At 60.7% G+C, this 24,303-nt stretch carries 18 protein-coding genes; 13 read left to right on the plus strand and 5 right to left on the minus strand.

Going from position 1 to position 24,303, the window contains the following annotated elements; translation table 11 throughout:
- Positions 1-5 precede the first annotated feature (5 nt).
- From yajC to EJ997_RS03050, 5 genes are all read left to right on the plus strand, one after another.
- Positions 6-365: a preprotein translocase subunit YajC gene (gene yajC / locus EJ997_RS03030; RefSeq protein ID WP_126703273.1), complete on the plus strand. Its 360-nt coding sequence runs from the start codon at positions 6-8 to the stop codon at positions 363-365.
- Complete coding sequence (gene secD, locus EJ997_RS03035; protein WP_126703274.1) at positions 366-2,402, plus strand: protein translocase subunit SecD; 2,037 nt, start codon at positions 366-368, stop codon at positions 2,400-2,402.
- Positions 2,402-3,409, plus strand: coding sequence for a protein translocase subunit SecF (gene secF / locus EJ997_RS03040; RefSeq protein ID WP_126703275.1), 1,008 nt, complete (start codon positions 2,402-2,404; stop codon positions 3,407-3,409). Before secD ends, secF begins: the two co-directional genes overlap by 1 nt.
- Positions 3,406-3,948 carry an adenine phosphoribosyltransferase gene (locus tag EJ997_RS03045; RefSeq protein WP_126703276.1) on the plus strand — a complete coding sequence of 181 codons (543 nt, stop codon included), beginning with the start codon at positions 3,406-3,408 and terminating at the stop codon, positions 3,946-3,948. Before secF ends, EJ997_RS03045 begins: the two co-directional genes overlap by 4 nt.
- An 830-nt stretch (positions 3,949-4,778) precedes the next feature.
- Positions 4,779-7,088, plus strand: coding sequence for a RelA/SpoT family protein (locus EJ997_RS03050; RefSeq protein WP_323052625.1), 2,310 nt, complete (start codon positions 4,779-4,781; stop codon positions 7,086-7,088).
- Here the strand turns inward: EJ997_RS03050 and EJ997_RS03055 are convergent.
- Both EJ997_RS03055 and EJ997_RS03060 read right to left on the minus strand, forming a co-directional pair.
- Positions 7,030-7,593, minus strand: a complete 564-nt coding sequence (locus EJ997_RS03055; protein ID WP_164719748.1) for a hypothetical protein — start codon at positions 7,591-7,593, stop codon at positions 7,030-7,032. The two genes, EJ997_RS03050 and EJ997_RS03055, sit on opposite strands and share 59 nt — an antisense overlap.
- A gap of 257 nt (positions 7,594-7,850) precedes the next feature.
- On the minus strand, positions 7,851-9,713 hold the full coding sequence (locus tag EJ997_RS03060) for a DUF349 domain-containing protein (RefSeq protein WP_126703278.1): 1,863 nt from the start codon (positions 9,711-9,713) through the stop codon (positions 7,851-7,853).
- A 149-nt stretch (positions 9,714-9,862) separates the two neighbouring features.
- Between EJ997_RS03060 and EJ997_RS03065 the strand changes: the two genes are divergently transcribed.
- The 4 genes from EJ997_RS03065 (at position 9,863) to EJ997_RS03080 (ending at position 15,339) form a co-directional block, all read left to right on the plus strand.
- Positions 9,863-10,648 (plus strand): MBL fold metallo-hydrolase, encoded by a 786-nt coding sequence (locus EJ997_RS03065; protein ID WP_126703279.1) that lies wholly within the window; start codon positions 9,863-9,865, stop codon positions 10,646-10,648.
- A 64-nt stretch (positions 10,649-10,712) separates the two neighbouring features.
- Positions 10,713-12,032, plus strand: a complete 1,320-nt coding sequence (gene hisS / locus EJ997_RS03070) for a histidine--tRNA ligase (protein ID WP_126703280.1) — start codon at positions 10,713-10,715, stop codon at positions 12,030-12,032.
- On the plus strand, positions 12,029-13,762 hold the full coding sequence (locus EJ997_RS03075; RefSeq protein WP_228201563.1) for a GTPase domain-containing protein: 1,734 nt from the start codon (positions 12,029-12,031) through the stop codon (positions 13,760-13,762). Before hisS ends, EJ997_RS03075 begins: the two co-directional genes overlap by 4 nt.
- Entirely contained in the window at positions 13,759-15,339 is a 1,581-nt protein-coding gene (locus tag EJ997_RS03080) for a GTPase (protein WP_126703281.1), read from the plus strand. Before EJ997_RS03075 ends, EJ997_RS03080 begins: the two co-directional genes overlap by 4 nt.
- Before the next feature lie 238 nt (positions 15,340-15,577).
- Here the strand turns inward: EJ997_RS03080 and EJ997_RS03085 are convergent, their stop codons facing one another.
- The 3 genes from EJ997_RS03085 to EJ997_RS03095 all read right to left on the minus strand — a co-directional run bounded on the left by EJ997_RS03085 (position 15,578) and on the right by EJ997_RS03095 (position 19,755).
- Complete coding sequence (locus EJ997_RS03085) at positions 15,578-15,781, minus strand: hypothetical protein (RefSeq protein WP_126703282.1); 204 nt, start codon at positions 15,779-15,781, stop codon at positions 15,578-15,580.
- A gap of 563 nt (positions 15,782-16,344) precedes the next feature.
- A complete protein-coding gene (locus EJ997_RS03090) occupies positions 16,345-18,216 on the minus strand; it encodes a DEAD/DEAH box helicase (protein WP_126703283.1) in 1,872 nt (623 codons plus the stop codon).
- A gap of 129 nt (positions 18,217-18,345) precedes the next feature.
- Entirely contained in the window at positions 18,346-19,755 is a 1,410-nt protein-coding gene (locus EJ997_RS03095) for an MFS transporter (RefSeq protein ID WP_164719749.1), read from the minus strand.
- Positions 19,756-19,899: 144 nt separating this feature from the next.
- Between EJ997_RS03095 and aspS the strand changes: the two genes are divergently transcribed.
- From aspS to EJ997_RS03115, 4 genes are all read left to right on the plus strand, one after another.
- Positions 19,900-21,720, plus strand: coding sequence for an aspartate--tRNA ligase (gene aspS / locus EJ997_RS03100; protein WP_126703285.1), 1,821 nt, complete (start codon positions 19,900-19,902; stop codon positions 21,718-21,720).
- Positions 21,721-21,766: 46 nt separating this feature from the next.
- Complete coding sequence (locus EJ997_RS03105; protein WP_164719751.1) at positions 21,767-22,561, plus strand: GNAT family N-acetyltransferase; 795 nt, start codon at positions 21,767-21,769, stop codon at positions 22,559-22,561.
- Positions 22,562-22,711: 150 nt separating this feature from the next.
- Positions 22,712-23,086 carry a thiol-disulfide oxidoreductase DCC family protein gene (locus EJ997_RS03110; RefSeq protein ID WP_164719752.1) on the plus strand — a complete coding sequence of 125 codons (375 nt, stop codon included), beginning with the start codon at positions 22,712-22,714 and terminating at the stop codon, positions 23,084-23,086.
- A 786-nt stretch (positions 23,087-23,872) separates the two neighbouring features.
- Positions 23,873-24,166 carry a DUF2249 domain-containing protein gene (locus EJ997_RS03115; RefSeq protein WP_126703288.1) on the plus strand — a complete coding sequence of 98 codons (294 nt, stop codon included), beginning with the start codon at positions 23,873-23,875 and terminating at the stop codon, positions 24,164-24,166.
- Positions 24,167-24,303: the final 137 nt, after the last annotated feature.

Below are 24,303 nucleotides of genomic sequence, written 5' to 3' on the forward strand. Positions count from 1 at the left end.
TCCCCGTGGAATTTATTATTCTCATGGTCGTATTCGGCGGTTTCATGATCCTCATGAGCCGTTCGAGCAAGAAGATGCAGGCCAAGGCAGCTGAGCAGCGCGAGTCCGCACTCGTTGTCGGCAACACCGTCGTTACCCAGACGGGCATGATCGGTCAGATCGTCGATATCGACGGTGGCGTTGTCACCCTCGAGTCTGCATCGGGCGACGAAACCCAGTGGCTCTCGAACGCCATCAACTCCGTCATCGAGCCCCCGTACGAGCACACGTACGCCGAGGACGACTCCGATGATGAGGATGCCGAGTCCGGCTTTGACGGGCTGAGCCCGCGCGACTCGGATCTCGACCGGCCCTCTGATCGGTAGATGAGTTCCACTGAAGAGGCGACCGAACGGTCGCCTCGAACGCGTTTAATCGTTTTCTTCCTCCTCGTTCTCACCCTCGTGGCATCCCTTGTTGCCGGAACGGTGACGACAAAGGAGTCCCGCTGGTCTCCGGACCTCGCCCTCGACCTGGAGGGCGGCACCCAGATCATTCTGTCCCCGGTCGTGGAACCCGGCTACGAGATAACCTCCGAGGACATCGCGCAGGCAATTGAGATCATTCGCCAGCGCGTCGATGCCTCCGGCGTTGCCGAAGCTGAGATCACATCGCAGGGCGGTTCCAACATCGTTGTTGGCCTCCCCGGTAACCCGAGTGAAGAGACCCTTGACCTGGTCCGTACGTCGGCCGTTCTGCGCCTGCGTCCCGTTATTGACTACACGGGCCAGGTTATGGCAAACCAGGGACTGACTCCCGTTTACTCGACCGACGGTTCCCCGCTGACTGACGACCAGATCGCCACAGCGAAAGCTATCGCCGACCTCAATGGCGACGGCGAGATCTCAACCGAGCCGACCACGGAGCCCGAATCCCCGTCGTCCGATGCGTGGATTACGGAAGATGTCCTCTACCAGGGATTGACAATCAACTGTCAGGCGGTGGACTCGCGTCTGCAGAACACCTACTCCGAGGCCGATATGCCGGTGGTGGCATGCGATCCCGAGACAGGTTCTTCCTACATTCTGGGCCCCACCGAGCTGGACGGTCAGGATCTCTCGGATGCTAACTCCGGTCCCCGCGTTAACGAACAGGGTGTCGCCGTCGGCGGCTTCCAGGTCAACCTCGAGTTCACGAGCGAGGGCGGTGACAAGTTCGGTGACGTCACCACGCGCCTTGCTGGCTTCCAGTACGGGACTGCGAAGAACCTCTTCGCCATCGTTCTCGACGGCTCGATCATTTCCGTGGCTTCTCTCAAAGAACCGATCCTCGGTGGATCGGCCTCGATCTCCGGAACATTTAACGCCGATCAGGCAGAGTCGCTGGCCAACCAGCTGTCGTTCGGCTCGCTGCCGCTGACGTTCGAGGTGCTCTCCGAGGAGCAGATCTCCGCAACCCTCGGCTCAGAGCAGCTCGTTAATTCGCTGATCGCTGGTGCGATCGGTGCGGTGCTTATCGTCTTTTACCTGCTCTGGCAGTACCACGGGCTGGGCGTTTTGGCGGTCACATCGATCATCATGGTGACCGGCACTTCCTATCTCCTCATCTCGCTTTTGTCGTGGACGATGGGGTACAGGTTGTCGCTCGCCGGCGTCGTCGGACTCATCATTTCTATCGGTATTTCCGCCGACTCGTTTATCGTCTATTTCGAGAGAATGCGAGACGAGATCCGCGAGGGCCGCACACTCAAGGGAGCGGTGGAGTACGGCTGGTCGAGGGCCCGGCAAACGATCCTCGTGTCAGACGCGGTCAACTTTATTGCAGCTGTCGTCCTGTACTTCCTGGCCGTTGGCGGTGTCCGCGGGTTCGCGTTCACGCTCGGCCTCACGACGGTTATCGATGTTATCGTCGTCATGCTGTTCACCTACCCGATGATGCAGCTCCTGGTCCGGACGAACTTCTTCGGCAACGGCCACCGCTGGTCCGGCATGTCAGCCGCGTCGCTCGAGGCCGACCCGGTGTACGCAGGACGCGGGCGCGTCCGTGACTCCGGTGTTTCCAAGAAGGAAGCCCGCGCGGCACGCAAGGCCAAAGTAGCATCAAAGGGATCAACCGAGGACGAGACTGTCGTGTCCGTTCTCGACCGGCCCGAGAAGTCTGTCAACAAGCGAGCGGGCAAATCCTCCACAAAGGCATCGCGGAAGACCGCAACCGAGGCTTCGAGGCAGTCGGCCTCTCAGGGTGCGGCATCGGCCTCGGACGTGACCACAGATTCGGCAGGAACACCGGATGCGGCAGTATCCAACGGGAGCAGCGCTGCTGGTTCGGCAACGGCGGCAGGGGATTCTGGCTCCGGTAAGCCGATGACACTCGCCCAGCGGAGAGCGGCTGAACGCCGCGCCGCGAAACGGGAGGAGAACTAATGTCCATGTACTCCCTTGGCAACAATCTCTACTCCGGTGAGAAGAGCTTCAACATCATCGGGAAGAGGAAGATCTGGTACTCGATCGCCCTTGTTTTCATTGCTCTCACCGCCCTGCTTTTGATCGTCAAGCCGATTAACTTCGGCATCGACTTCCGGGGTGGCTCGCAGTTCACGATCTCGGGGACCGCGAATTCCTCCCAGCAGGATGCGATCGACGTGGTCGCCGAGTACACCGGAGACGCCAACGTTCGAGTTTCCGAGGTGGGTTCCAACTCTATCCGCGTGCAGACAGCCGAACTGTCGAGCGAGGAAACCCAGGACGTTCGTGATGGTCTGGCTGAGGCCTACGGAGTCCCGCCTGAGGATGTTGCGTCAACCTTTATTGGCCCCACCTGGGGCGCCGACGTTTCCCAGCAGGCGCTTCAGTCGCTCGTTGTCTTCATTGTTCTCGTGAGCCTGGTCCTGTGGATCTACTTCCGAACGTGGACAATCGCGATTGGCGCGATCGGAGCACTGCTCCACGACCTTGCGATCACCGTGGGCGTCTATGTGGCTTCTGGTTTCGAGGTCACTCCAGCTACCGTTATTGGCCTGCTCACGATTCTTGGCTATTCCCTCTATGACACCGTTGTCGTGTTCGACAAGGTCCGCGAGAACACGAAGGGCTTTGCGGAGCAGACCGACTACACGTATGCGGAAGCAGCGAACCTGGCCGTTAACCAGACCCTGATCCGTTCCATCAACACATCCGTGACCGGACTCTTGCCCGTGGGCTCGATTCTTGTCATTGGCGTCCTATTCCAGGGAGCAGGAACGCTCCGGGACCTGTCACTCGCGCTATTTGTCGGTATGCTAGTTTCGGCAATTTCGTCAATCTTCATTGCGTCACCGCTTGCGGTGACGCTCGGAGAGCGCCAGGCGGACATCAAGGAGCACACCGAGAGTGTTCTGGCGGCTCGCGAGAAGGCCGCCTTAGTGAACGAAGTAAAAGAGAAGAAGGCATGACAGATAACCCGTTCCCCCAGGACATCGTGGAGCTCGTCCAGTCCCATATCCGCGAGGTCAACGACTTCCCGGCGCCGGGCGTCCTTTTCCAGGATGTCACGCCGCTGATCGCAGATCCGGTTGCCTTCAAGGCCCTTATCGACATCCTCGCCGACCGCTACCGCGGCAAGGTCGATGCGGTAGCCGGCCTCGAGTCTCGCGGATTCATCCTCGGCGCTCCACTGGCCGTGGCGCTCGGTGTTGGCATGCTGACCGTGCGCAAGGCGGGTCGCCTGCCCGGACCGGTTGTCGGAATCGACTACGACCTCGAGTACGGCTCGGCCCGCATGGAGCTCCAGCCGTTCACGGTCAATGATGGTGACCGCGTGCTCGTCATTGATGACGTCCTGGCAACGGGCGGCACCGCCAATGCTGCCTTCGAGCTTATCGAGGCCGCCGGCGGCCACGCTGATACCCTTTGCGTTCTCATGGAGATCGGTGCCCTTGGCGGTCGCGAGAGGCTTGCTGGCCGCACCGTGGATGCTGTCCTGACGTACTAATAGCGCAGCTATTCAAGAACTTTCCTCAGCCTGATCCCCGTTCACTGCGAACGGGGGTCAAGCGTTTCTTGAACAAGGTGATACGGGTATTGGAGCGCTCGCATGGCTTGCCCTCGTTCAGGGAATTCCCATGCCAGAAGGTCAGGGGTGAATCCCAGTGTGCCCTGCCATCGCGGGCGGGTAGCGGGAAGCGGGTCGGACGTGTCTTTGTGCTGGTCCCCGGTGAGAGCATCGGATGTACCGGAACTGAGGAGGAGAAGATCAATGTGTCCGCGTTCCAGCACTGCACGCACATGTTCCGGTAGATCTGAGGAGAAAACATGCCGACCCTCGCAGTTGGTTCAACGGGCGAGGTCTGTGCACTCTGAGTGCCGGGAACGGATTCAATACGGACGAGGGCGGCGACGCGACATATGACCCGAGCGGCTATAGATTGAGGTACTCTCACGGGCCGGTACCTTGCGGGAGATTATCCCCAAGCGCCAATGAGATCTGACACCTGACATGGTCATCGAGCATTCGGGCGAGGTCTCGGGTCGCACTGCTGTCAGGAGAGGGTGCTTCGACCGTCGCGAAGCTGCTCCGGTGCAATATCGTTGCGCTCCGGTGGAAATGGTCAAGCCATGATCCGCCTGTCCTCGGAATTCTCCACGATGATCGACGTCGCTTCTTAAGAAGCATTGACGATAAAGGAGAAATCGCTTGTTGCTACATCGATAGTTCTCGCATGTCTCATAGTGCCTGCTAGTTCTGATGGTCGGAGTGTGGCTGCATCTCAAGGATCGGCAGTGTTTTTCATCTCAGTTGCAAACAGCCGTACAATGATGGACATGGCGGAACCGGAAAGTGATGTTCCCCGCATCCGGTCGAGACTTGCTTGGCTGAGCGGGCGAAATCAGCATGTCCCGACGGCCCTGGAGCCGCTCATGGCGGCGATCGAAGGCCGCAATGTTGACCGCCAGAAAGTCATCCGGGCCTACCAGGTGGCCGAGCGTTGCCACCAGGGGCAGATGCGCAAGTCCGGCGAGCCTTACATCACGCACCCAATTGCGGTCGCAACGATACTAGCCGAGCTCGGCATGGACACGGATACGCTGGCGGCCGCCCTGCTACACGACACCGTTGAAGACACCGGCTATTCCCTTGACGAAGTACGTACCGAATTCGGGAACGACGTTGCGGTCCTTGTCGATGGTGTGACGAAGCTCGACAAGGTCGAATACGGCGAGGCCGCACAGGCGGAGACCGTCCGCAAGATGGTGATTGCGATGTCGAAGGACATTCGCGTTCTTCTCATAAAGCTTGGCGACCGTCTCCACAACGCGCGTACGTGGAAGTATGTCCCGTCTGCTTCGGCTCAGTCCAAGGCGCGCGAGACACTCGAGATCTATGCCCCGCTCGCGCACCGCCTGGGCATGAATTCGATCAAGTGGGAGCTCGAAGACCTGTCTTTTAAGACGCTCTACCCCGATGTGTACCGGGAGATCGAGCGTCTGGTCTCCGAGCGTAGCTCGGGACGCGAGGCCTACCTGGAGTCCGTCAAGGAGCAGCTGAGCAAGGAGCTTAAGGCCGCGAGAATCCGTTGCACGATCACGGGCCGCCCGAAACACTACTTCTCGATTTACCAGAAGATGATTCTCCGCGGCCGCGACTTCGAGGACATCTACGACCTCATTGGGGTGCGCGTGCTCGTTGAGTCGGTCCGCGACTGCTATGCGGCCCTCGGCGTGGTCAATACGCTTTTCACCCCAATCCAGGGTCGCATTAAGGATTACATCACGACCCCGAAGTTCAACCTGTACCAGTCGATCCACACGACAGTTATTGGTCCCGACCAGAACACGATGGAAGTGCAGATCCGTACGTACGACATGCACAAGCGGGCCGAGTATGGCGTGGCTGCGCACTGGCGGTACAAGGAGAATCCGAACGCTACGAAGTCCGGCAAGGATGCTCCAAACGAGCAGGAAACCCAGCTTAACTGGCTCCGTCAGCTCGTCGATTGGCAACGCGAAACAGCCGATCCCGCCGAGTTCCTCGACTCGCTCCGTTACGAGATGTCCGGGAACCGGGTCTATGTCTTTACCCCGATGGGGGAAGTCATGGATCTCCCCGCAGGCTCGACTCCAGTCGACTTCGCCTACGCAGTCCATACCGAGGTTGGCCAGCGCACCGTTGGCGCGAAGGTTAACGACCGTCTCGTTACCCTCGATCACAAGCTGGAGTCGGGCGACACGGTCGAGATCATTACCGCAAAGGGGACGGATGCTGGGCCGAGCCAGGGCTGGCTCGAATTCGTTGCCTCTCCCCGCGCCCGCGCCAAGATCAAGTCGTGGTTCACGAGGAACCGCCGCGACGAGGCCATCGAGGTCGGTAAGGAACGGCTCGCAAAGGCAATCCGCAGGAAGAACCAACCTGTCCAGCGCCTCATGTCTCACGACACGCTCAAGGGCGTCGCTGACGATCTGAACCGCACCGACGTGTCCGATCTTTACGCGGCGATCGGAGAAGGTCACGTCTCGGCGGAGACGGCAGTGCGCCGGCTCATCGCCTCCCAGGGTGGTCAGGCCGGTGTTGAGGAGACCCTCGCCGAGGCGGTTACGCCGACAAGGATCCGGGCGACACGATCTGGGACGTCTTCGGGCGTCGCGGTGGAGAATCTGGACGACTCGGACGTTCTCGTCAAGCTCGCCAAGTGCTGCACCCCGCTACCGCCGGACAAGATCGTTGGGTTCGTGACACGCGGTAACGGCCTGTCGGTGCACCGGGCTGACTGCCCGAATGTGAAGAACCTGGAGAGGGAGCCCGAGCGTTTCCTGCCCGTATCTTGGTCGGACGAGGGTACGTCGTCCGTCTACCTTGTTCAGGTCGCCATCGAGGCACTCGACAGGGCTGGACTCCTCGCGGATATTGCACGCGTTCTTTCCGAGCACGGGGTCAATATGATCTCCGGCAACATGAATACCAACCGCGAGCGGGTCGCGAAGTCGCGCTTTACGTTTGAGATGGCGGACGCGAGGCACCTCCAGCAGGTGCTCCGCGCACTCCGGGACATCGAGGGCGTCTACGACGCGTACCGTGTCACGGGGACTCGGGACACGATGCCAGAGCGTGTGCAATCTGCTCCATCATCTGACTAGCGCGCCTGCTCGACACACCGCGGAAGCGGTCACCCAGGATCTCTTGGACGAGATCTAAATCAAGCCCATCCCGCACAAGCGGTATCAGAGCTGTTACCCCCCGTTCGTACGGTAAGTGAAGTAGATCCGCGGCCGTCCGCTCTCGTGTTGTCACGTAGCCGTGCCCAATCTTCTCGATGTGGTGCTCCTTGAGAAGCCTCCTGTCGCTCGTCCACCGGGTGGACTTGCCGGGCAGGGGAGCGGTCGGAATCATTCGTAGCACCCGAGGATTGATCGCCCACACGCCCGTATAGACAAAGACTGCGGTCTCATCAACCTGGACTGCGTCACCGGACAGGCCGGAGGCAACGGCGCTTGCCCGAAGCGCAGGTGTGGAACACATATCGGCAGGAACAACTAGATCCGTTCCCACCATGCACAGGTCAGGTGATCGCGGATCTCCATAGAACGGATCCCCGACACGATATGTAGGCATAAGACTGGTCACCCATTTACCACACCACATAGAAGGTCCCCATGATCGCAACTTTGGAAAGCTGTGGATAAATAGTCGTGTGGATGATCTGATGCCCGACTGCGGAAAGAATCGGATTGCCCGGATGTGGCAAATGGACACAACGAGCTCGGAGCACGCACACGGGTACAACGAGGTTTGAGCGTCCCCCTGGGCCAAACAAGGTCGAAGTGGGCGGATGGATGCAAAGAGGGGGACCGGATATAGTTCCGATCCCCCTCCTGTTCCGGTGTGTTACCGGGCGAGTGCTACTTCAGCTGCTGGAGCCAGGCGCGGCGTGCGTCAAGTGCTTCCTGGGCGCGTTGCGCGGCCTTCTCGTCACCCTTTGCCTGTGCGTCGGCGAGCTCCTGCTCGTGCTTGGCAATGGCGTCCTCAAGCTGCGCGGCAAAGCCGGTGGCGCGCTCGATCTTTGACGGATCGGACTTGCGCCACTGCTCATCCTCTGCCGCGCGGACAGCGGACTCAACGTCGCGGAGCCTGCCCTCGGTGCGGGAAATGTCCTTGCGGGGGACGAATCCGATCTGTTCCCAGCGATCCTGGATGTCGTGGAGCTTGTTCTTTGCTACCTGGATGTCCTTGATCGGGAGGATCGCTTCGGCTTCCTTGATAAGTTCCAGCTTTGCGGCAAGATTCTCGTTCTGCTCGGAGTTGATCGAGTCGCGGTCGGCCTGGCGAGCATCGAAGAAGACCTGCTGTGCGGCGCGGAAACGGGCCCACAGCTTGTCATCTTCCTTGCGGGTGATCCGGCCTGCGGCCTTCCACTCTTCGAGCAGGTCGCGGTAGGCGGCGGAGGTTGCTCCCCAGTCGGTCGACGACGACATCTCCTCGGCGCGCTTGATGAGTGCTTCCTTGCGGGCCGTTACCTCGTTGCGGTTGGCTTCAACCTTCGAGAAGTGCTGACGACGGTGACGGTCGAACTCCGTGCGTGCACGAGAGAACCGCTTCCACAGTCCCTCTTCAGCGGTTCGGTCGATCCTCGGACCGGCCTTCTGAGCACGCTTCCACTGCTCAAGCAGGGAGGACAGCTCATTGCGGGAGTCGCGCCAGTGAGTCTTATCGGGATCCTGCGCGGCGATTGCTTCGGCACGTTCAATGATGGAGGTGCGATCGGCGAGAGCCTGTAGCTTCGCAACCTTGCGTTCCTCATCGAACTCCGCCTGACGAACCTTCAGTCGTTCGCGGATTGCCTCGACGCGGGCACGAAGAGCATCGACATCGCCGACAACCGCGGGCTCAACAAGCGCCTCATCGAGCGTCTTGAGACCCGGGATAATCTCTTGTGGGTTGACGATTTCGAGACGGGACTCCAGGAGCGAAGCCTGAGCAACAAGGTCCAGGTACCGGCGAACGTAGACTGACAGGGCATCGTCCTTCGAGTCGCCAATCGCGTACTGTCCAACGAGCCTCTCGCCACCGTCGCCGGATGCTCGGAGGTACACGTTCCCCTCGTCATCAACGCGGCCCCACGCGGCGGCCTCGGAAGCGGCCTTGGGATCAATCGGAGGTGTCGGTGGTACAACTGCGGGCTTGCTGGCCGGCTTGTGCGGAACCGGGGGAGGCTTCGGACCGCTCTTCGGGGGCTTCGGCGTCGGACGTCCCGGCGCAGGCGAGGGAGTCGGCCGGGGCTTGCCAGCTACGCCATGCGGAACCGCAGGGGGTCCCGCCGGGGCGGCAGGCTCCGCTGGCTTCTCCGCAGGGCTTTCGGCTGCCTCGTCCGCCTTCTCGGCGACCGGTGCCGCTGGCTTCGCCTCGGTCGCAGTGGGCCCTGCCGGTGCTTCGGCAGCAGGTTCTTCGCTGGTGGAGACCTGCTCTGACGGCGCTTCGGCGGCAGATCCTCCGCTGGAAGCGGCCTGCTCCGGGGCGACGGGTTCTGCCGGTGCCTCTTCGACCGGCGTCTCGGCGTCAGGTGCGGGCGCTTGTGCTGGGGCTTCTACGGGTGCTTCCGGGGCGGGTGCTTCCGGGGCGGGTGCCTCGGCGGCAGTGTTCTGCTCGGTTTCGGCAGGTGCCTGCGACGCAGTGTCCTTATTGGCATTCGCCTGCTCGATGGGGGATTCCGCCTGCTCGGTGGAATCGTTGGTGGTGGGTTCTTGACCCGGTGTTGGCTGCGTCATTTTTGCTCCTTGGGGACGGGGTCGGCGTCAGCGTGACCGTTCTCGTATTCGGGACGTCATCCAGTGTACGATGTTCTGCCTCACATCGTGGCAATGAAACAAAATTGCACGGTGTTGGTGAGATTCGTGAACCGGGATAACGTAGTGTCATGCGTTTGTTCATCTACACCGAGACTGCACTCAATGCGAATTGCTATGTCTGGGAAAACACCGAAACTAAGCAGGCTATGGTCGTGGACCCGGGTGCGGGTAGTGCCGGCTGGGTAGCGAACAAACTCACCAAGGAGGGCCTTAAACTCGCCGGTGTTCTTCTCACTCATGGACATCCCGACCACGTGTGGGATGCTGCCGCGGTAGCGGGGGACAAGCCCGTCTTTATCTCTAGGCCGGACCTGTACCGGCTCGACAACCCCCTGGACCAGGTCCCGGGCCTTGTTGGTGCCGCTGAAGCTATGGGATCCGAATGGGTCAAGCCCACGAACATTGAGGTCATTCCAGAGCTGTGCCTTCAGGGATCTGGTGCGCAGATTATGCCTGGTTTCCCGGTACGCGCCGTGATGGTCCCCGGACACACCGAGGGCTCGGTTGGATACCTCAGCGCAGGAATCCTTGAAGAAGGCGAAGGAGCGATCACCGTATCGCAGGATGGTTGCGGCGGTGGCGGGTGCGACGGTTGCGACTGCGGCGCAGGTGGGAATGGAGAACCGGAACCCGTGGCATTCATGTTCCTCGGTGATGTCATCCTCGGTGACTCGATTGGCCGCACGGATCTTCCAGGTGGCGACGAGCGTGAGATGAAGGCGACGTTGCGCATGCTTTCCGTCGCGATCAATCCCGATACGGTGATTGCAACGGGCCACGGCCAGCTCTCAACTCTGGGTTACCAGCTTCAGGCCAATCAGTTCCTTCGCGGGGCTGCCATGGCCGATGCTTGATTACTTCCCCACACTGCCGGTTACTTCACGCCGTTGAATTTGTCGGCGTGAGAGAATAGCGACCATGGCACGTCATTTCTCACTCTCCGGCTTCCCGGAATGGCTTCCCGAGCAGAGGCTCGTCGAGCAGCATGTCCTCAGCACATTGCAGAGGACGTTTGAGCTGCACGGGTTCTCGGGAATCGAAACTCGGGCAGTGGAGCCCGTTTCTCAGCTTCTCTCCAAGGGCGAGACGTCCAAGGAAATCTACCTGCTTTCCCGCCTTCAGGCGGACCAGGCCACTGACGATGCCGAGCTGGGACTCCATTTTGACCTGACGGTGCCGCTGGCACGCTACGTTGTGGAGAACGCGGGACGCCTCATGTTCCCGTTCAAGCGCTACCAGATCCAAAAGGTCTGGCGCGGCGAGCGCCCCCAAGACGGCCGCTTCCGCGAGTTCGTCCAGGCCGACGTCGACGTTGTCGGGCAGGACACTCTGTCCCAGCACCACGACATGGAGCTGCCGCTCGTCATGGTCGATGCGCTCTCCAAGCTCCCCATTCCCAAGGTTGTTGTCCGCGCCTCGAACCGCAAAGTCGCCCAGGGCTTCTACGAGGCCATCGGCCTGGCAGATATTGAGGGCGCTCTTCGCGCCATCGACAAGCTTGACAAGATCGGCGAGAAGGCTGTGGCCGAAATGCTTATGGCAGACGGAGCCACTGACGAGCAGGCATCTCAGGCACTCACACTTGCGGCAATCACCGGTTCGGACGGCTCGATCGCCGATCAGGTACTCGCGCTCGGCGCGCGCTCCGAGCGACTCGATACGGGCCTGAACGAGCTCGTCGATCTTGTTGAGGGTGCTAATGAGCTCATGCCTGGCTCGATCGTTGCCGACCTGAAGATCGCCCGCGGTCTCGACTACTACACGGGTACCGTGTACGAGTCCACCATGGTCGGTCACGAGGATCTTGGTTCAGTCTGCTCGGGTGGACGCTACGATTCGCTCGCCACGGACGGCAAGAAGACGTACCCGGGTGTCGGACTTTCTATCGGCGTTTCTCGCGTTCTTGCACGCGTGCTGGGCACTCCGCTGGTTGAAGCCTCCCGGTCGGTTCCCACGGCCGTTCTGGTTGCCGTTATGGATGAGGAACACCGGCGTGCTTCTGAGCGCATTGCCGTTCAGCTTCGCGACCGCGGGATCCCGACCGAGGTCTCCCCGTCGGCCGCGAAGTTCGGTAAGCAGATCCGCTACGCCGATCGGCGCGGAATCCCCTTCGTTTGGTTCCCCGGCGATCCCGATTCGGTCAAGGATATTCGCTCCGGTGAACAGGTGGACGCTGACGCGGCCCAGTGGGCCCCGCCCGCAGAGGATCTGCACCCGACCGTCCGGATGCTTTCGTGAGAGCGCCCGCCGGCATCGGCAGGTCGGCCGCCGAGGTAGCCAGCCTGCTGGAGGATCTACGACAGACACTCGACAGGTTGGGCTTCCCGCTCGACCTGCCGCAGTCCGAGGACGCCCGCGAAGAGACGGTGGACCTGCGTCATCAGCTCGATGACTACATTCTGCCCCGCTACGCGTCCCTCGATGCTCCGCTCCTCACCGTTGTCGGCGGTTCCACCGGGTCCGGCAAGTCCGCACTCGTCAACGCCCTCACCCAACGGAACGTTGCTCATTCGAGTGCCATCAGGCCGACGACGCGTACCCCGCTTCTCGTTCACAACACGGCCGATAGGGCGTGGTTCGAGGGCGACCGGATTCTTCCCGAGCTGGCCCGCGTGCGCGGATCTGCCGGTGGTTCGCATACCGAGCTCGAACTCGCATCGGTCGACACCCTTCCCGAGGGACTTGCCCTGCTTGATTCTCCCGACATCGACTCCATTGTCGAGGAGAACAGGCGCCTCGCGGCCCAGCTTCTGTCCGCCGCGGATCTCTGGCTGTTTGTGACAACGGCAGCGAGGTACGCGGACGCTATTCCGTGGGCCCTGCTGGACGAGGCCGCTTCCCGCAATATTGTGATCGCGATTGTTCTGAACCGCGTGCCATCCGGTGTTGGGGTGGAGGTTCGTGCCGATCTTTCCCGCCGGCTCGAGGAGCGGGGTCTTTCCCACGCACCTCTGTTCGTTATCGGCGAGACGGATCTTGGTGAAGATGGCTTTATTCCCGAGGCCGATGTTTCGCACGTGCGGGCCTGGCTCGAAGGCCTTGCCCACGATTCCGCTGCGAGAACCGCTGTCGCACGACAGACGCTTGGGGGAGCGGTCGACGCTGTCGCCATCCGCGGCCGCGGGCTCCTTCCGGCACTTGATGAGCAGCGTTCCGCGCTCGTGACCCTCGCCTCCCAGGTCGATGATGCTTTTGCTTCGGCACACAGCAAGGTTGTGTCAGCCGTCGACGACGGCTCCGTTCTTCGCGGTGAGGTGCTCGCCCGCTGGCAGGATTTTGTTGGCACGGGAGAGATCCTCCGCCAGGTGGAGGCAGGGGTCGGCAAGATCAGGGACAAGATCAGTTCCTGGTTTAGGGGCGATGGTAAGGCACAGGCCGAGCAGGTCGAGGTCGCCATTGAAGACGGAATCGCCCACATGCTGGTTGGCGAAACCGAGTCCGCTATTGCCACCGTAGAACGGGCTTGGGCCCGCGGCCTGGGCGGGGAACGACTCGTTGCCAACGCCGCCGCACGCCTGCGCACCCCTGAAGACCGCCGAGAGGCGGCCACCGAACTTGTTCGCCAGTGGCAGGCAACCCTTTCCGCCCTCATTCAGGAAGAGGGGAAGGACAAGCGCGCTTCCGCGCGAGTCCTGTCCCTGGGCCTCAACACTGTTGCCATCGCCCTCATGATCGTTATCTTTGCCTCCACCGCCGGACTGTCCGGTGGTGAGGTGGTTGTCGCGGGCGGCACTGCCGTCGTGGCGCAGAAGCTCCTCGAAGCCATCTTCGGAGATGAGGCGGTGCGTCGCATGGCGCAGTCGGCACTGAAGGACCTCCACGAGAGGGCAGGAGCTTTCATGGTTACCGACGCTGAGCCGTTCCGCTCCGAACTGGCAACACTTGGCGTTGATGCTTCTGCGGGAGATGATCTTGCCGAGGTTCTCGCACTCCTGTCCGCAGCCCGACGAGAGGAGAACGGCCAGTGACCACTCTGAACGAAGGCTTGCATGACCTGTCGAGGGCGCTTGAAATCGCGGAGGGAAGAGTTGATCTGGACCTGCTTTCGCGAGCTTTCGAACTCAAAGAAGCGGTTGTCGAAAGGCAGGCCGCCGGTCTCGAGACGACCGTTGTCGCCCTTTTTGGTGCGACCGGTTCGGGGAAGTCCTCGCTCTTCAATGCGTTGACGGGCTCAGATTTTGCAAGGGTGGCCGCACGCAGGCCAACGACTAATGCGCCGATGTCCGTGTCGGAACAGCCCGCCGCCGAAGTGCTTGACTGGCTCGATGTCAGAGACCGTCACGTGAAGCCCGGGATGTTCTCCTCCCACGGGGATCGGATCGTCCTGTTGGACATGCCCGATATTGATTCGACGGAGGAAGCTAACCGGGAGATCGCCACGCGGCTCGCCGGTGTTGTTGACGTTCTTGTCTGGGTTCTCGACCCCCAGAAGTACGCGGATGCTGTCGTCCACGAAGACTATCTGCGCGTCATGTCCGAGCATTCGGATGTCACGCTTGTCGTTCTCAACCAAATTGATACGGTCGACGCTGATGAACGCCCCGGGATGATCTCTGATGCGCAGAAGATCATTCGAGAAGACGGACTGGAAGCCGAGATCATTGCGACCTCCGCACGGACCGGTGAAGGTGTTGAAACGCTCCGTACCACCATTGAGCGGGTTGCGGGCTCCCAGCAAGCCGCTTACGACCGCATGAGCGCGGATGTGCGATCGGTCGGTCGTGAACTCGGTAAGCAGGTCGGTAGCGCCCCCGCCGGAATCACGAAGAAGGACCGGCAGGAAATTGCCAGTGCCGTTGCAAACGCAGCGGGCGTGGACCAGGTCGCAAAGGCAGCCTCCGGTTCGTACATGTACCGCGGCAAGAAGAGTGTGGGATGGCCGGCGCTGCGCTGGCTCCGCGGTGTTCGCGTCGATCCGCTCAAGGGACTTCATCTCGTGCCGGAGAAGGGCGAGATTCCAACCCTGACGGGCGTTCGTGCAACGCCCGCGAAAGAGTCGCAGGTCCGCGGACTCGTGCGCACCGTCGTCACGAACGCTGCCGAAGGTTTGCCCGCAGCCTGGCAGCGGGATGCCGCCGAGGCCGCCGAGTACCGGACGGGTAATGTTCTCGATCAGGCTGACCGCATCATCGCCAAGGCAGATTTGGGTTACGCAAAGAAGCCTGCGTGGTGGTCGATCATGAACTTCCTCCAGTGGCTCTTCTTTGTTGTCGCCGTCGTTGGTCTTCTCTGGCTCGGAGCAATCTGGCTAGCTAACGCCATGGTTCTTCCGCTCCCCGAACCTCCGATGATTGGGGAGACTCCACTACCGCCGCTACTCTTTATCGGGGGACTGGCTGTCGGATTAATTCTCTCCCTGCTGGGCAGGCTATTCCTGAACAGCGGATCAAAGGCCGTTGGCCGTAGGGTGAAGAAGAAGCTCATCAAGGAGATTGCCCCCGTAACCGAGGAGCACATGCTCTCCGGTATCGACAAGGTACTGGAAGACTCCCGCGAACTCGGAGAAATCTCGAACCGTCTAACAAAGGTTGGGCGGAAGAAGTAGGGGGCGAGACTACACATCCTCATTTGGGGTTCTGACTATATCTGGAGCTCGCTAGAGCGGGCCAGGAGTCGACACAGTTCCGCAACGATGAAGCTGTATTCAAGACCAATATCCGGACGCTATTTTTCTGAACCAAGCTAACTCCGCGGATTACAACATGAATAACAGAGCTGAGGTCCGACCCAATTGAAGGGCGGACCTCAGTGCTAATTCAAGGTGTTAGTTCACGTGCTGTTGTTCAGCGGTCTTGGGCTGGCGTATCGATTGTGCTGGGGATGGACTTCCAGGCGATGAAGACTGCGATGGCCACAATGACAGCAACGATGATCGAGGTCCAGTGAATGCTGGGGGCGAAGTCTCTTTGAGCGTGCGAGCGATGGTGTTGATGGTTTAGGGATTGGATGATACCGAGCTGGGAGACCGTGAGCTCGGTATCATCCAATACCTGCTGCCACTAAGCTGGATGACGCATCCATTTACTGGTGGGATACGAACCCGGCAACAGACGGAGTCTTACGGGAACGAGTTCTCGTTGTCCGGCGTGCCGCCAACACCATTGCCATTGCACTTGCCGCCGGTGATCTCGTCAAGAAAGACGGTGCATTCGCCCCGTGAAATCTCCTGAACTTGGTTGATTGCGCTCAGATTGAATATCGAGAAACCATCGACATCCCACAGGTTCTCCTGGGAATTTCCAGCCGATTGAGGGATCTCGCTAGCAACCGAATCCTCAGGGTGAGCCGTGGGGCTCAGTTGCGCGGGGCATGTGATTACTCAGGGCTGCTTTGGTGAACTGCTAGTACGAATCATAGAGAATGTCTCAGCGCCGTTGATATTATAGTTAGCAACACGACCGGTTCTGCTCTCCACATTGTGGAAGTCCAGGGCCGGTCTTCTTTTACTGTTTTCGGGCAAGGATGGTGGCGGCGAAGATGCATGCGTGAGGCCCCTCCGAAGAGGGGCCTCACTGGTGTCACTCAAAAGTGACGTGTCGCTCCGCTGTCTCTAGTAGTCTCGGCGACGCTTGGGGCCACCGCTGCGACGCTTGTCGAAACGGTCACCTCCACGCTTATCAAATCTGTCTCCGCCGCGCTTGAAGCGGTCTCCGCCGCGTTCACCGCGATCAAACTTACGGTCTCCGCGGTCGTACTTGCGTCCGCCACCGCCACGAGGTCCTTCATCGGGACGGATCTTGAGCGCCCTGCCGGATACCTCGGCGTCGTAGATGCGGTTGGTGGCGTCGCTCGAAAGCTCGCCGGCGATCTCGACGAGGGAAAACGACGGATAAATGTCGATCTTGCCCAGGTCGGATCCGCGGAGGCCGCCTTCGCCGGTGATAGCACCGACGATTGCACCCGGCTTAACGCCGTCTCGGTGGCCGACCTCGACGCGGTAGCGGCGTGATCCGTGGAGCGGTGCACGGTCGCGTCCCTTACGCGGGCCACGATCATCGCGATCACGGTCACGATCGCGGTCGCGAACGTTAAGACGGTCCGGTTCGTCGTTCGCCTGGGGGCCGGGATCGCGAACGCCAATGGCGAGGAGCGCGTAGACCAGGTCGTCGACCGACATGTCGGTTTCCTCGGCCTCCTGGGCTGCCTTAAACGAGTCGAGGGCCTCGCGGTATACGGAGAGGCGGCCAACGAAATAACGTTCGGTGGCTTCCTTGATGAGGCGGTTCGCGCGAAGCTTCGAGACCTCTGCCGGGGTCGGAAGGTCGACCTCTTCCATATTGGCCTTCGTGGCCTGCTCGATCTTGCGGAGACGGGCCCGCTCGCGCGGGGTAACGAAGGAAAGGGCAACGCCTTCGCGTCCGGCACGGCCGGTACGGCCGATGCGGTGCACGTAGGTGTCGATTTCCTTCGGGATGTCGAAGTTGATGACGAGTCCGATGCGCTCGACGTCAAGGCCACGGGCCGCCACGTCGGTGGCGACGAGAACATCGAGGAAGCCGGAGCGGAGACGCTCGATGAGCTTCTCGCGGTCACGCTGGGCAACGTCGCCGGAAATGGCGGCGGCCTGCACTCCGCGTGCATTGAGTTCGAGAGCGAGCTCCTCCGCGGAGGCGCGGGTACGTACGAAGACAATTGCTGCGTCAGCATCCGTTGTTGCCAGCACGCGGGCGAGTCCGCCGATCTTGTGGCGGGAAGGCACGACCGCGTAGGTCTGCTTGACCGTGGAAACGGTGGAGCGGGGGTTCGATACGGAGATGTGCTCCGGGTCGGTCATGTGCTGGTCGGCGACCCTGCGGATCTGGGGAGGCATTGTGGCCGAGAAGAGGGCCGTGATCCTACCTTCGGCGGGGAGCGATCCGGCGATCGTTTCAACGTCTTCGGCAAATCCCATGCGGAGCATTTCGTCGGCCTCGTCGAGGACGAAGTACGAAACGTTGTTGAGCTTGAGAGCGCCCTTGTCGATGAGGTCCATGACGCGGCCGGGGGTTCCGACAACGACCTGGGCGCCTCGCTCGAGCCCGCGGATCTGGGGTACGTACGAGGAGCCGCCGTAAACGGAAAGGACCTTGATGTCGTGGTTGACTTGAGCGAAGTCAGAGATAGCGTCCGCAACCTGCATCGCCAGCTCGCGGGTGGGTGCCAGGACAAGCGCCTGGACGCGTCGCTTATCGGGGTCGATCTGTGCGAGAAGGGGAAGACCGAAGGCGGCGGTCTTGCCGGTTCCGGTCTGTGCGACGCCAACAACGTCGCGGCCGCCGAGCAGGGTCGGGATCGTCTGTTCCTGGATTGCGGTGGGCGTCGTAAAGCCGAGAGTTTCTACCGCTTCAAGCAGGTCGGACGGCAGTCCAAGATCGGCAAAAGTGGTGGTGTTTTCTTCTACTTCAGGTGTTTCGGGGGTGTCTGATGCGGGCGTATCCGCCATTGTGTTCCTCAATCTGCCAACCTGCCCGAATCACACAAGAGTGGCAGCGTCAGCCTGTTCCAGCGCCTCGTGGGCGCATTCCCGGCGCCTTATGACGCCTCTACAGCGCTCTTTAGCGCCTCGTCTACCTTACCGGGGATCGGCCTCGTTGGGCAGTGGCGAAGTGGTGACCTTCGGCTCAACACGGAATGAGATGAGCAGGGTGCACAGGGCGAGGCCACTCATGACGGATAGGAGGAGAACGAAAGCTGCTGTGCCCTGGCCTGCGATGAGGGCGAAGGCGATGCCTGCGATGGCGATGGCGAGCGCAGAGCCAAGATTGTCAGCCATCTGCAACGACGATGATGTGCCGCCCTGCTTCTCGACGGGGGTGAGACCGAGAGCATGCGTGGACATGGCCGGGTGCGCCATGCCAATGCCGAGACCCGCGACAGCCCAGGCAGCAACGAGGAAGCCCGGTGAGACGGATACGAAGGCCACGGGGATCGTGCCGAGGCAGCCCAGCAACATGAAGAACGCACCCCAGTTGGCGATGTACTTTCTGTTCCTGGGGTCGACGATGCGGGCCTGGATGAACGAACCGACGGCCCAGGTGACGGAGCCAACCGTGAGGGTCAGGCCCGCTTCAAACGGATCCCAGCCGTGAATCCGTTGCAGCATGAGCGGCAGGTAGATCTCAATCCCGACGAAAGTGCCGTTCAGGAAGGTTCGGAAAGCGATCGTTGCCGGCAGTCCGCGACCAAGCGTGATCGTCCGAGGGGGAATAAGGGGGCGGACGAATGCGAGCGCCGCGATCATCGCGACCGCAATGATGATGAATGTCAGGGGCGTAAAGTCCGCGGATTCCGTGCCGGAAAGAACTTGAAGAATGATGGCTGCACCGCCGGTACCAAGTGCGACACCGATCGTCTTGTTTATGCCCTTCAGGCTGCCGGTGAACTCCATCGGCGGAAGCATGTTCAGCACCTTGCCGATGACCGGCATCATGACTACAAGAGCGATGGGAACGATAGCGAACACCCAGCGCCAGTGCGCCTGTTCGACAAGGAAACCGGAGATGGCGGGGCCCACGAGCGAAGGGACGACCCAGGCCGCAGAGAAGAACGCGAAGAACTTCGGTTGCGTGTCGGACGGTACGAGGCGCCCGACCAGCACGTAGAGGGGGACAATGCAGAGTCCGCCACCGAGCCCCTGCACCAGGCGCCCGATCGTGAAGATTTCGATTGTCGGTGATGTTGTGCAGATGAAAAGGCCTAGGGCGAACATCGACAGCCCGATAAATAGAGCTGGCTTCACGCCCTTCGCATCGATCCACTGGCCGGCGATGGCGGTCGTGATGAGCTGAGCGGCGAGTGCGATTCCGTTTGCCAGGGCGAACAGGTGCTCGCCCTGCAGTTCCCTCGTGACCGTCGGCATCGCCGTTGTCACCGCGAGAGTTTCGAACGCGATGCAGGTGATGATGGCGGTAGCCGTCCACAGAAGCCACCGCTGAGCCGATTCGGATGCGGTGCGTTGTTTGCGGGAAATCTTAGCCATCATGGGCATTGTCTCACCCATGTCTTCGAAGCCAAGAACTGGACATGGGTGATGCGTATCCTAGACTGGTTCCTGGCGCCGGCTCGTCTCGCCTCCGCCCGGGTCCGCTCGTCTCGCGGGCTAGAACCAAAACAGAATTGAGGAATTGTGCTTCGTACGCACCACACGGGAAGCCTACGGGCCTCCCACATTGGAGAAACCGTTACACTCGTCGGCTGGGTTGACCGTCGCCGCGACCACGGAGGCATTGCCTTCATCGATCTTCGTGACGCCTCCGGTATCGCCCAGGTTGTTATTCGCGAAGAGGTTGCCCACGAGCTCCGCTCCGAGTACGTCATTCAGGTGACCGGGACCGTTCGCGAACGCCCCGAGGGCAACGCCAATGCCGGCATCCCCACCGGCGATATTGAAGTTGTTGCCGACGACGTCGAAGTTCTCAACTCCGCCGCACCACTTCCGTTCCAGGTCTCCGAGCACGCCGAAGACTCCGGGAAGGTTGGTGAGGAAACCCGCCTCAAGTACCGCTACCTTGACCTGCGTCGCAAGTACGAGCAGAACGCTATTCGTCTCCGCGCGAAGGTTAACCGTGCCGCCCGCACCGTCCTTGATGATGCTGACTTCGTAGAGATTGAAACCCCGACGCTGACTCGTTCCACCCCGGAGGGTGCCCGCGACTTCCTCGTCCCGGCCCGTCTTGCCCCCGGTTCCTGGTATGCACTCCCGCAGTCACCGCAGCTGTTCAAGCAGCTCCTCATGGTGGCCGGCATGGAACGCTACTACCAGATCGCACGCTGCTACCGCGATGAAGACTTCCGCGCAGACCGTCAGCCCGAGTTCACCCAGCTGGACGTCGAGATGTCGTTCGTCGAGCAGGATGACGTTATTGAGATTGCGGAGAACGTTCTTGCCGAGATCTGGAAGCTCATCGGCTACGACCTGAAGACCCCGATCCCGCGCATGACCTTCGCTGATGCGATGGCCAAATACGGTTCCGACAAGCCGGACCTGCGCTTCGGACAGGAACTTGTCGACCTCACCGACTACTTCAAGGACACGCCCTTCCGCGTATTCCAGAACGAATATGTTGGCGCTGTTGTCATGCCCGGCGGTGGCTCCCAGCCGCGCCGTACCTTCGACAAGTGGCAGGAGTGGGCGAAGGCCCGCGGTGCCAAGGGCCTGGCCTACGTCACCCTCGCGGAGGATGGCACCCTCGGCGGCCCGGTTGCCAAGAACATTTCGGAAGCCGAGCGCGACGGGCTTGCCGCCGCCACCGGCGCTCAGCCCGGCGACTGCATCTTCTTTGCTGCCGGCGACATCACGTCGTCTCGCGCACTGCTCGGGGCGGCCCGCCTCGAGATCGGTGAGCGTTGTGGCCTCATCGACAGCAAGGAATGGTCGTTCGTCTGGGTTGTCGACGCCCCCATGTTCAAGCCGGCCTCCGAGGCCAAGGCAGAGGGCGACGTTGCTGTCGGTGGGGGAGCCTGGACCGCAGTGCACCACGCGTTCACCGCACCGAAGCCCGAGCATCTTGACACGTTCGACACCGACCCCGGTAGCGCACTGTCCAATGCCTACGACATTGTCTGTAACGGCAACGAGATCGGTGGCGGATCGATCCGTATCCACCGCTCTGATGTTCAGGAGCGCGTCTTCAAGACCATGGGACTGTCGCAGGAAGAGGCGCAGGAGAAGTTCGGCTTCCTCCTTGACGCCTTCAAGTACGGTGCACCGCCCCACGGCGGCATCGCCTTCGGCTGGGACCGCATCGTCGCACTCCTCATCGATGCTCCGTCGATCCGCGACGTCATCGCCTTCCCGAAGTCGGGTGGCGGCTACGATCCGCTGACCGATGCCCCGGCACCCATTACGCCCGAACAGCGTAAGGAAGCTGGCGTGGATGCCAAGCCCAAGGCCAAGGATGAAGAGTCCGATGCCGAGAAGACCGAGGCAGAGGATTCAACTAACTGACCATGGATCAGTCAACCGAGGTGTTCTGGAGGACAGGGGCTTTGCGATGGCAGACCATGGCGGAAGAGGGACACAACCTCTTCACCGACGTAGGCCCGAGCATGCCGTTGTCCTGACCGCAGCCAAGCCACTTAAGGACTTCGACGACCTTCTCGTCCGCGAGAAGGAACACGAGTTCGTACGAATGCTCGCAATCGGTGAACCCGATGCGGTGAACACCTCACTCGACCGGGTACGGGAGCAGGCGGCGGAGGGTAACCTCGCCGCCCTCCCGGGCCGGGGTGCCCTGCCCGCACCCTCGCGGGCCATGCTCCAGTCCAACACTCATGACGGTTTAGCTGACCGTCACCGCGACTGGCTCGGCCCCCATATCGGCAACCGGTGGGACTTCTTCTACAGTGACTCGCCTCTACCCACACCGAAGGGCGATGAATTTGTCGCCCGCCTAGACCTACCCACGTGGCGGGCAGAGATTGAACGCGTCGTCTCGGCTTCGAATCCAACTACGTCGGCACTACGCGATCTCGATGATCTCACCTGGTACGGGTACATCGATGGCAACCTGCTTGGCGGAGCCATGGGAGTTGAACGGCTCCCCAACGCCGATGGCACCAATGGATCCCACTTCGCCGGACTGGGAACCGATCCCGAACTCCAGGGCAACGGCATAGGCGGTGCCGTTATGGCTGGCACAATCAATCGAGAGCTCGACGAGGTTGAGATCGTTTCCTTCGGTATGTGGTCCTGGAACGACCGTGCACGCATGCTCTACCGCCGTCTCGAAATTACCGAAGGCTATTCTTACGTCACCCATTCGCGAGAGCCCCTGCCTGAACAGTAGGCGACCCCTTTCACCTGGCTGGTAATTCTGCGTACCCTGGGCAAAATACCAGCGTAGAAGCGACGCGTGAACGTTCAAGCCGAAGCCTTGTGAAGACCGAGTCTTGACCGAAAACCGATGAGCGCGCGGAAGAGGAACGGAGGAGACGGCATGAATCACTTGGGAAATACTGGTCCCTCGGTGCCAATCTGTGTCTACGACCGCGGATGCAAGATGTGCGCGCGCATGGCAAAGTTTGCGAGCAAGCGAACCCACGTTGAGTTCACGGGATTCGCCGACCTCACAAGCAGGGGAGTGAACCCCGCCGAATACTCACAGCATCTCGTCTACGCGGGGGAGACGGTTGAGCGCGGACACCGGGCCGTCGCTGCTGTACTGGCGACTATGGGCAGGCCCTGGTCATGGGTCGGGAGAATCATCAACCTTCGACCTGTCGAACCAATAGCCCGAAGAGCGTACGCATGGGTGGCGAGGAACAGGTCGTGCTCGGCACTGGGTAATGGAGCCTGCTCTATCAAGAAGTAGTTTGGGACTAGGAGCAAGGATTCCTAGTTGAAATGACGGTTGTGTCGCGACCTAGCATTACCTGAATCGGCACACGAATTATTCGCCCTAAACGGCCACCAGTTCCCACCCGCACCACAACCGGCTCTCACGAGTGCAATATCCGCTGATGATTGAAGATCCGAATCTATAGGATATATGCGTCGATTTTGTGTTCTTGGAATTCGGCAATGTTGAACAGGTTGCGGATCGCGACACCGTCACCAACGAGGGATTGCTACCTGGTAGGGGAGCCGATGAAGTGCCTCCAACCACCGGCCAGGTCTGGGGCGACATGCACAGTATCCTAAAAGTACGATTCGCTGACTCGCCGGTCGAAGAAAACCAGATGTTGCACTTGCCTTTTGCGGAGCCGCGCATTTACTCAATCGCGGGTCAATAGCCATGGTCTCTGCGCGAGAGGGAGCTGACAGTTGGGATAGTTGTGCCGATGTTTGTCCTCGAGTGGAGTTTCCATTAGGTCTTCAAATGGCTCCTCAATACTGAACTAGAACAGCCTGAGCTGGTTGTGGTCGCGAGCTCGATGTCGGAGTTTAATTGCCGACTAGTCGGCGGGTGAACCGCGAAAGCCTCACCAATGAGGGAGTTTGGCGGATAGGACGAAAGTGCCGGAATTGTCCGGAGAAGTCGGGTTATGGGAATCCGGGCATTGGTGGCTTTTCTGGTGTGTGATCCTCGCCCGCCATTTAATTAAACCGGTTTAACGTGTAATAATTAGGTAAGCGTTCATACTCAATGGAGGACATAATGTCTGAGCTTTCGATCAAAGATGTTTCTGCTCACGGTGGCGGCGGCTGCGGCTGCGGCGGGCACGATGAGGACGTTCCGGTCCTTGACGTTCGGATCATTCCGCACGCAATTCGCCACGGCTCCGTCATTGGTGCCTTCTCTCAGCTACGCCCGGGCATGACCATGCACATCATTGCTCCGCACAACCCGAAGCCGCTTCTACAGCAGCTTGTCGATCTCAACGGTGCGGACGCCATTGAGATCTCCTATGTTTCCGAGGAACCTTGGACCATCGCGCTGAAACGCAAGTAGCCTCTTGACGAGGCCACAAAGAACTTAGCCTCACGGAGGGTCGGGTCCGCGGTGACAGCCGCGAGTATCCGGCCCTCCGTGTTCGAGCCAGCGCTGTCTGCTCGGTAGGCTGGGGAAAGCAAACACTGGCCCCAAAA

Origin of the sequence: Flaviflexus ciconiae (genome assembly GCF_003971195.1) — a bacterium.
In the GTDB taxonomy this organism is placed as follows: domain Bacteria; phylum Actinomycetota; class Actinomycetes; order Actinomycetales; family Actinomycetaceae; genus Flaviflexus; species Flaviflexus ciconiae.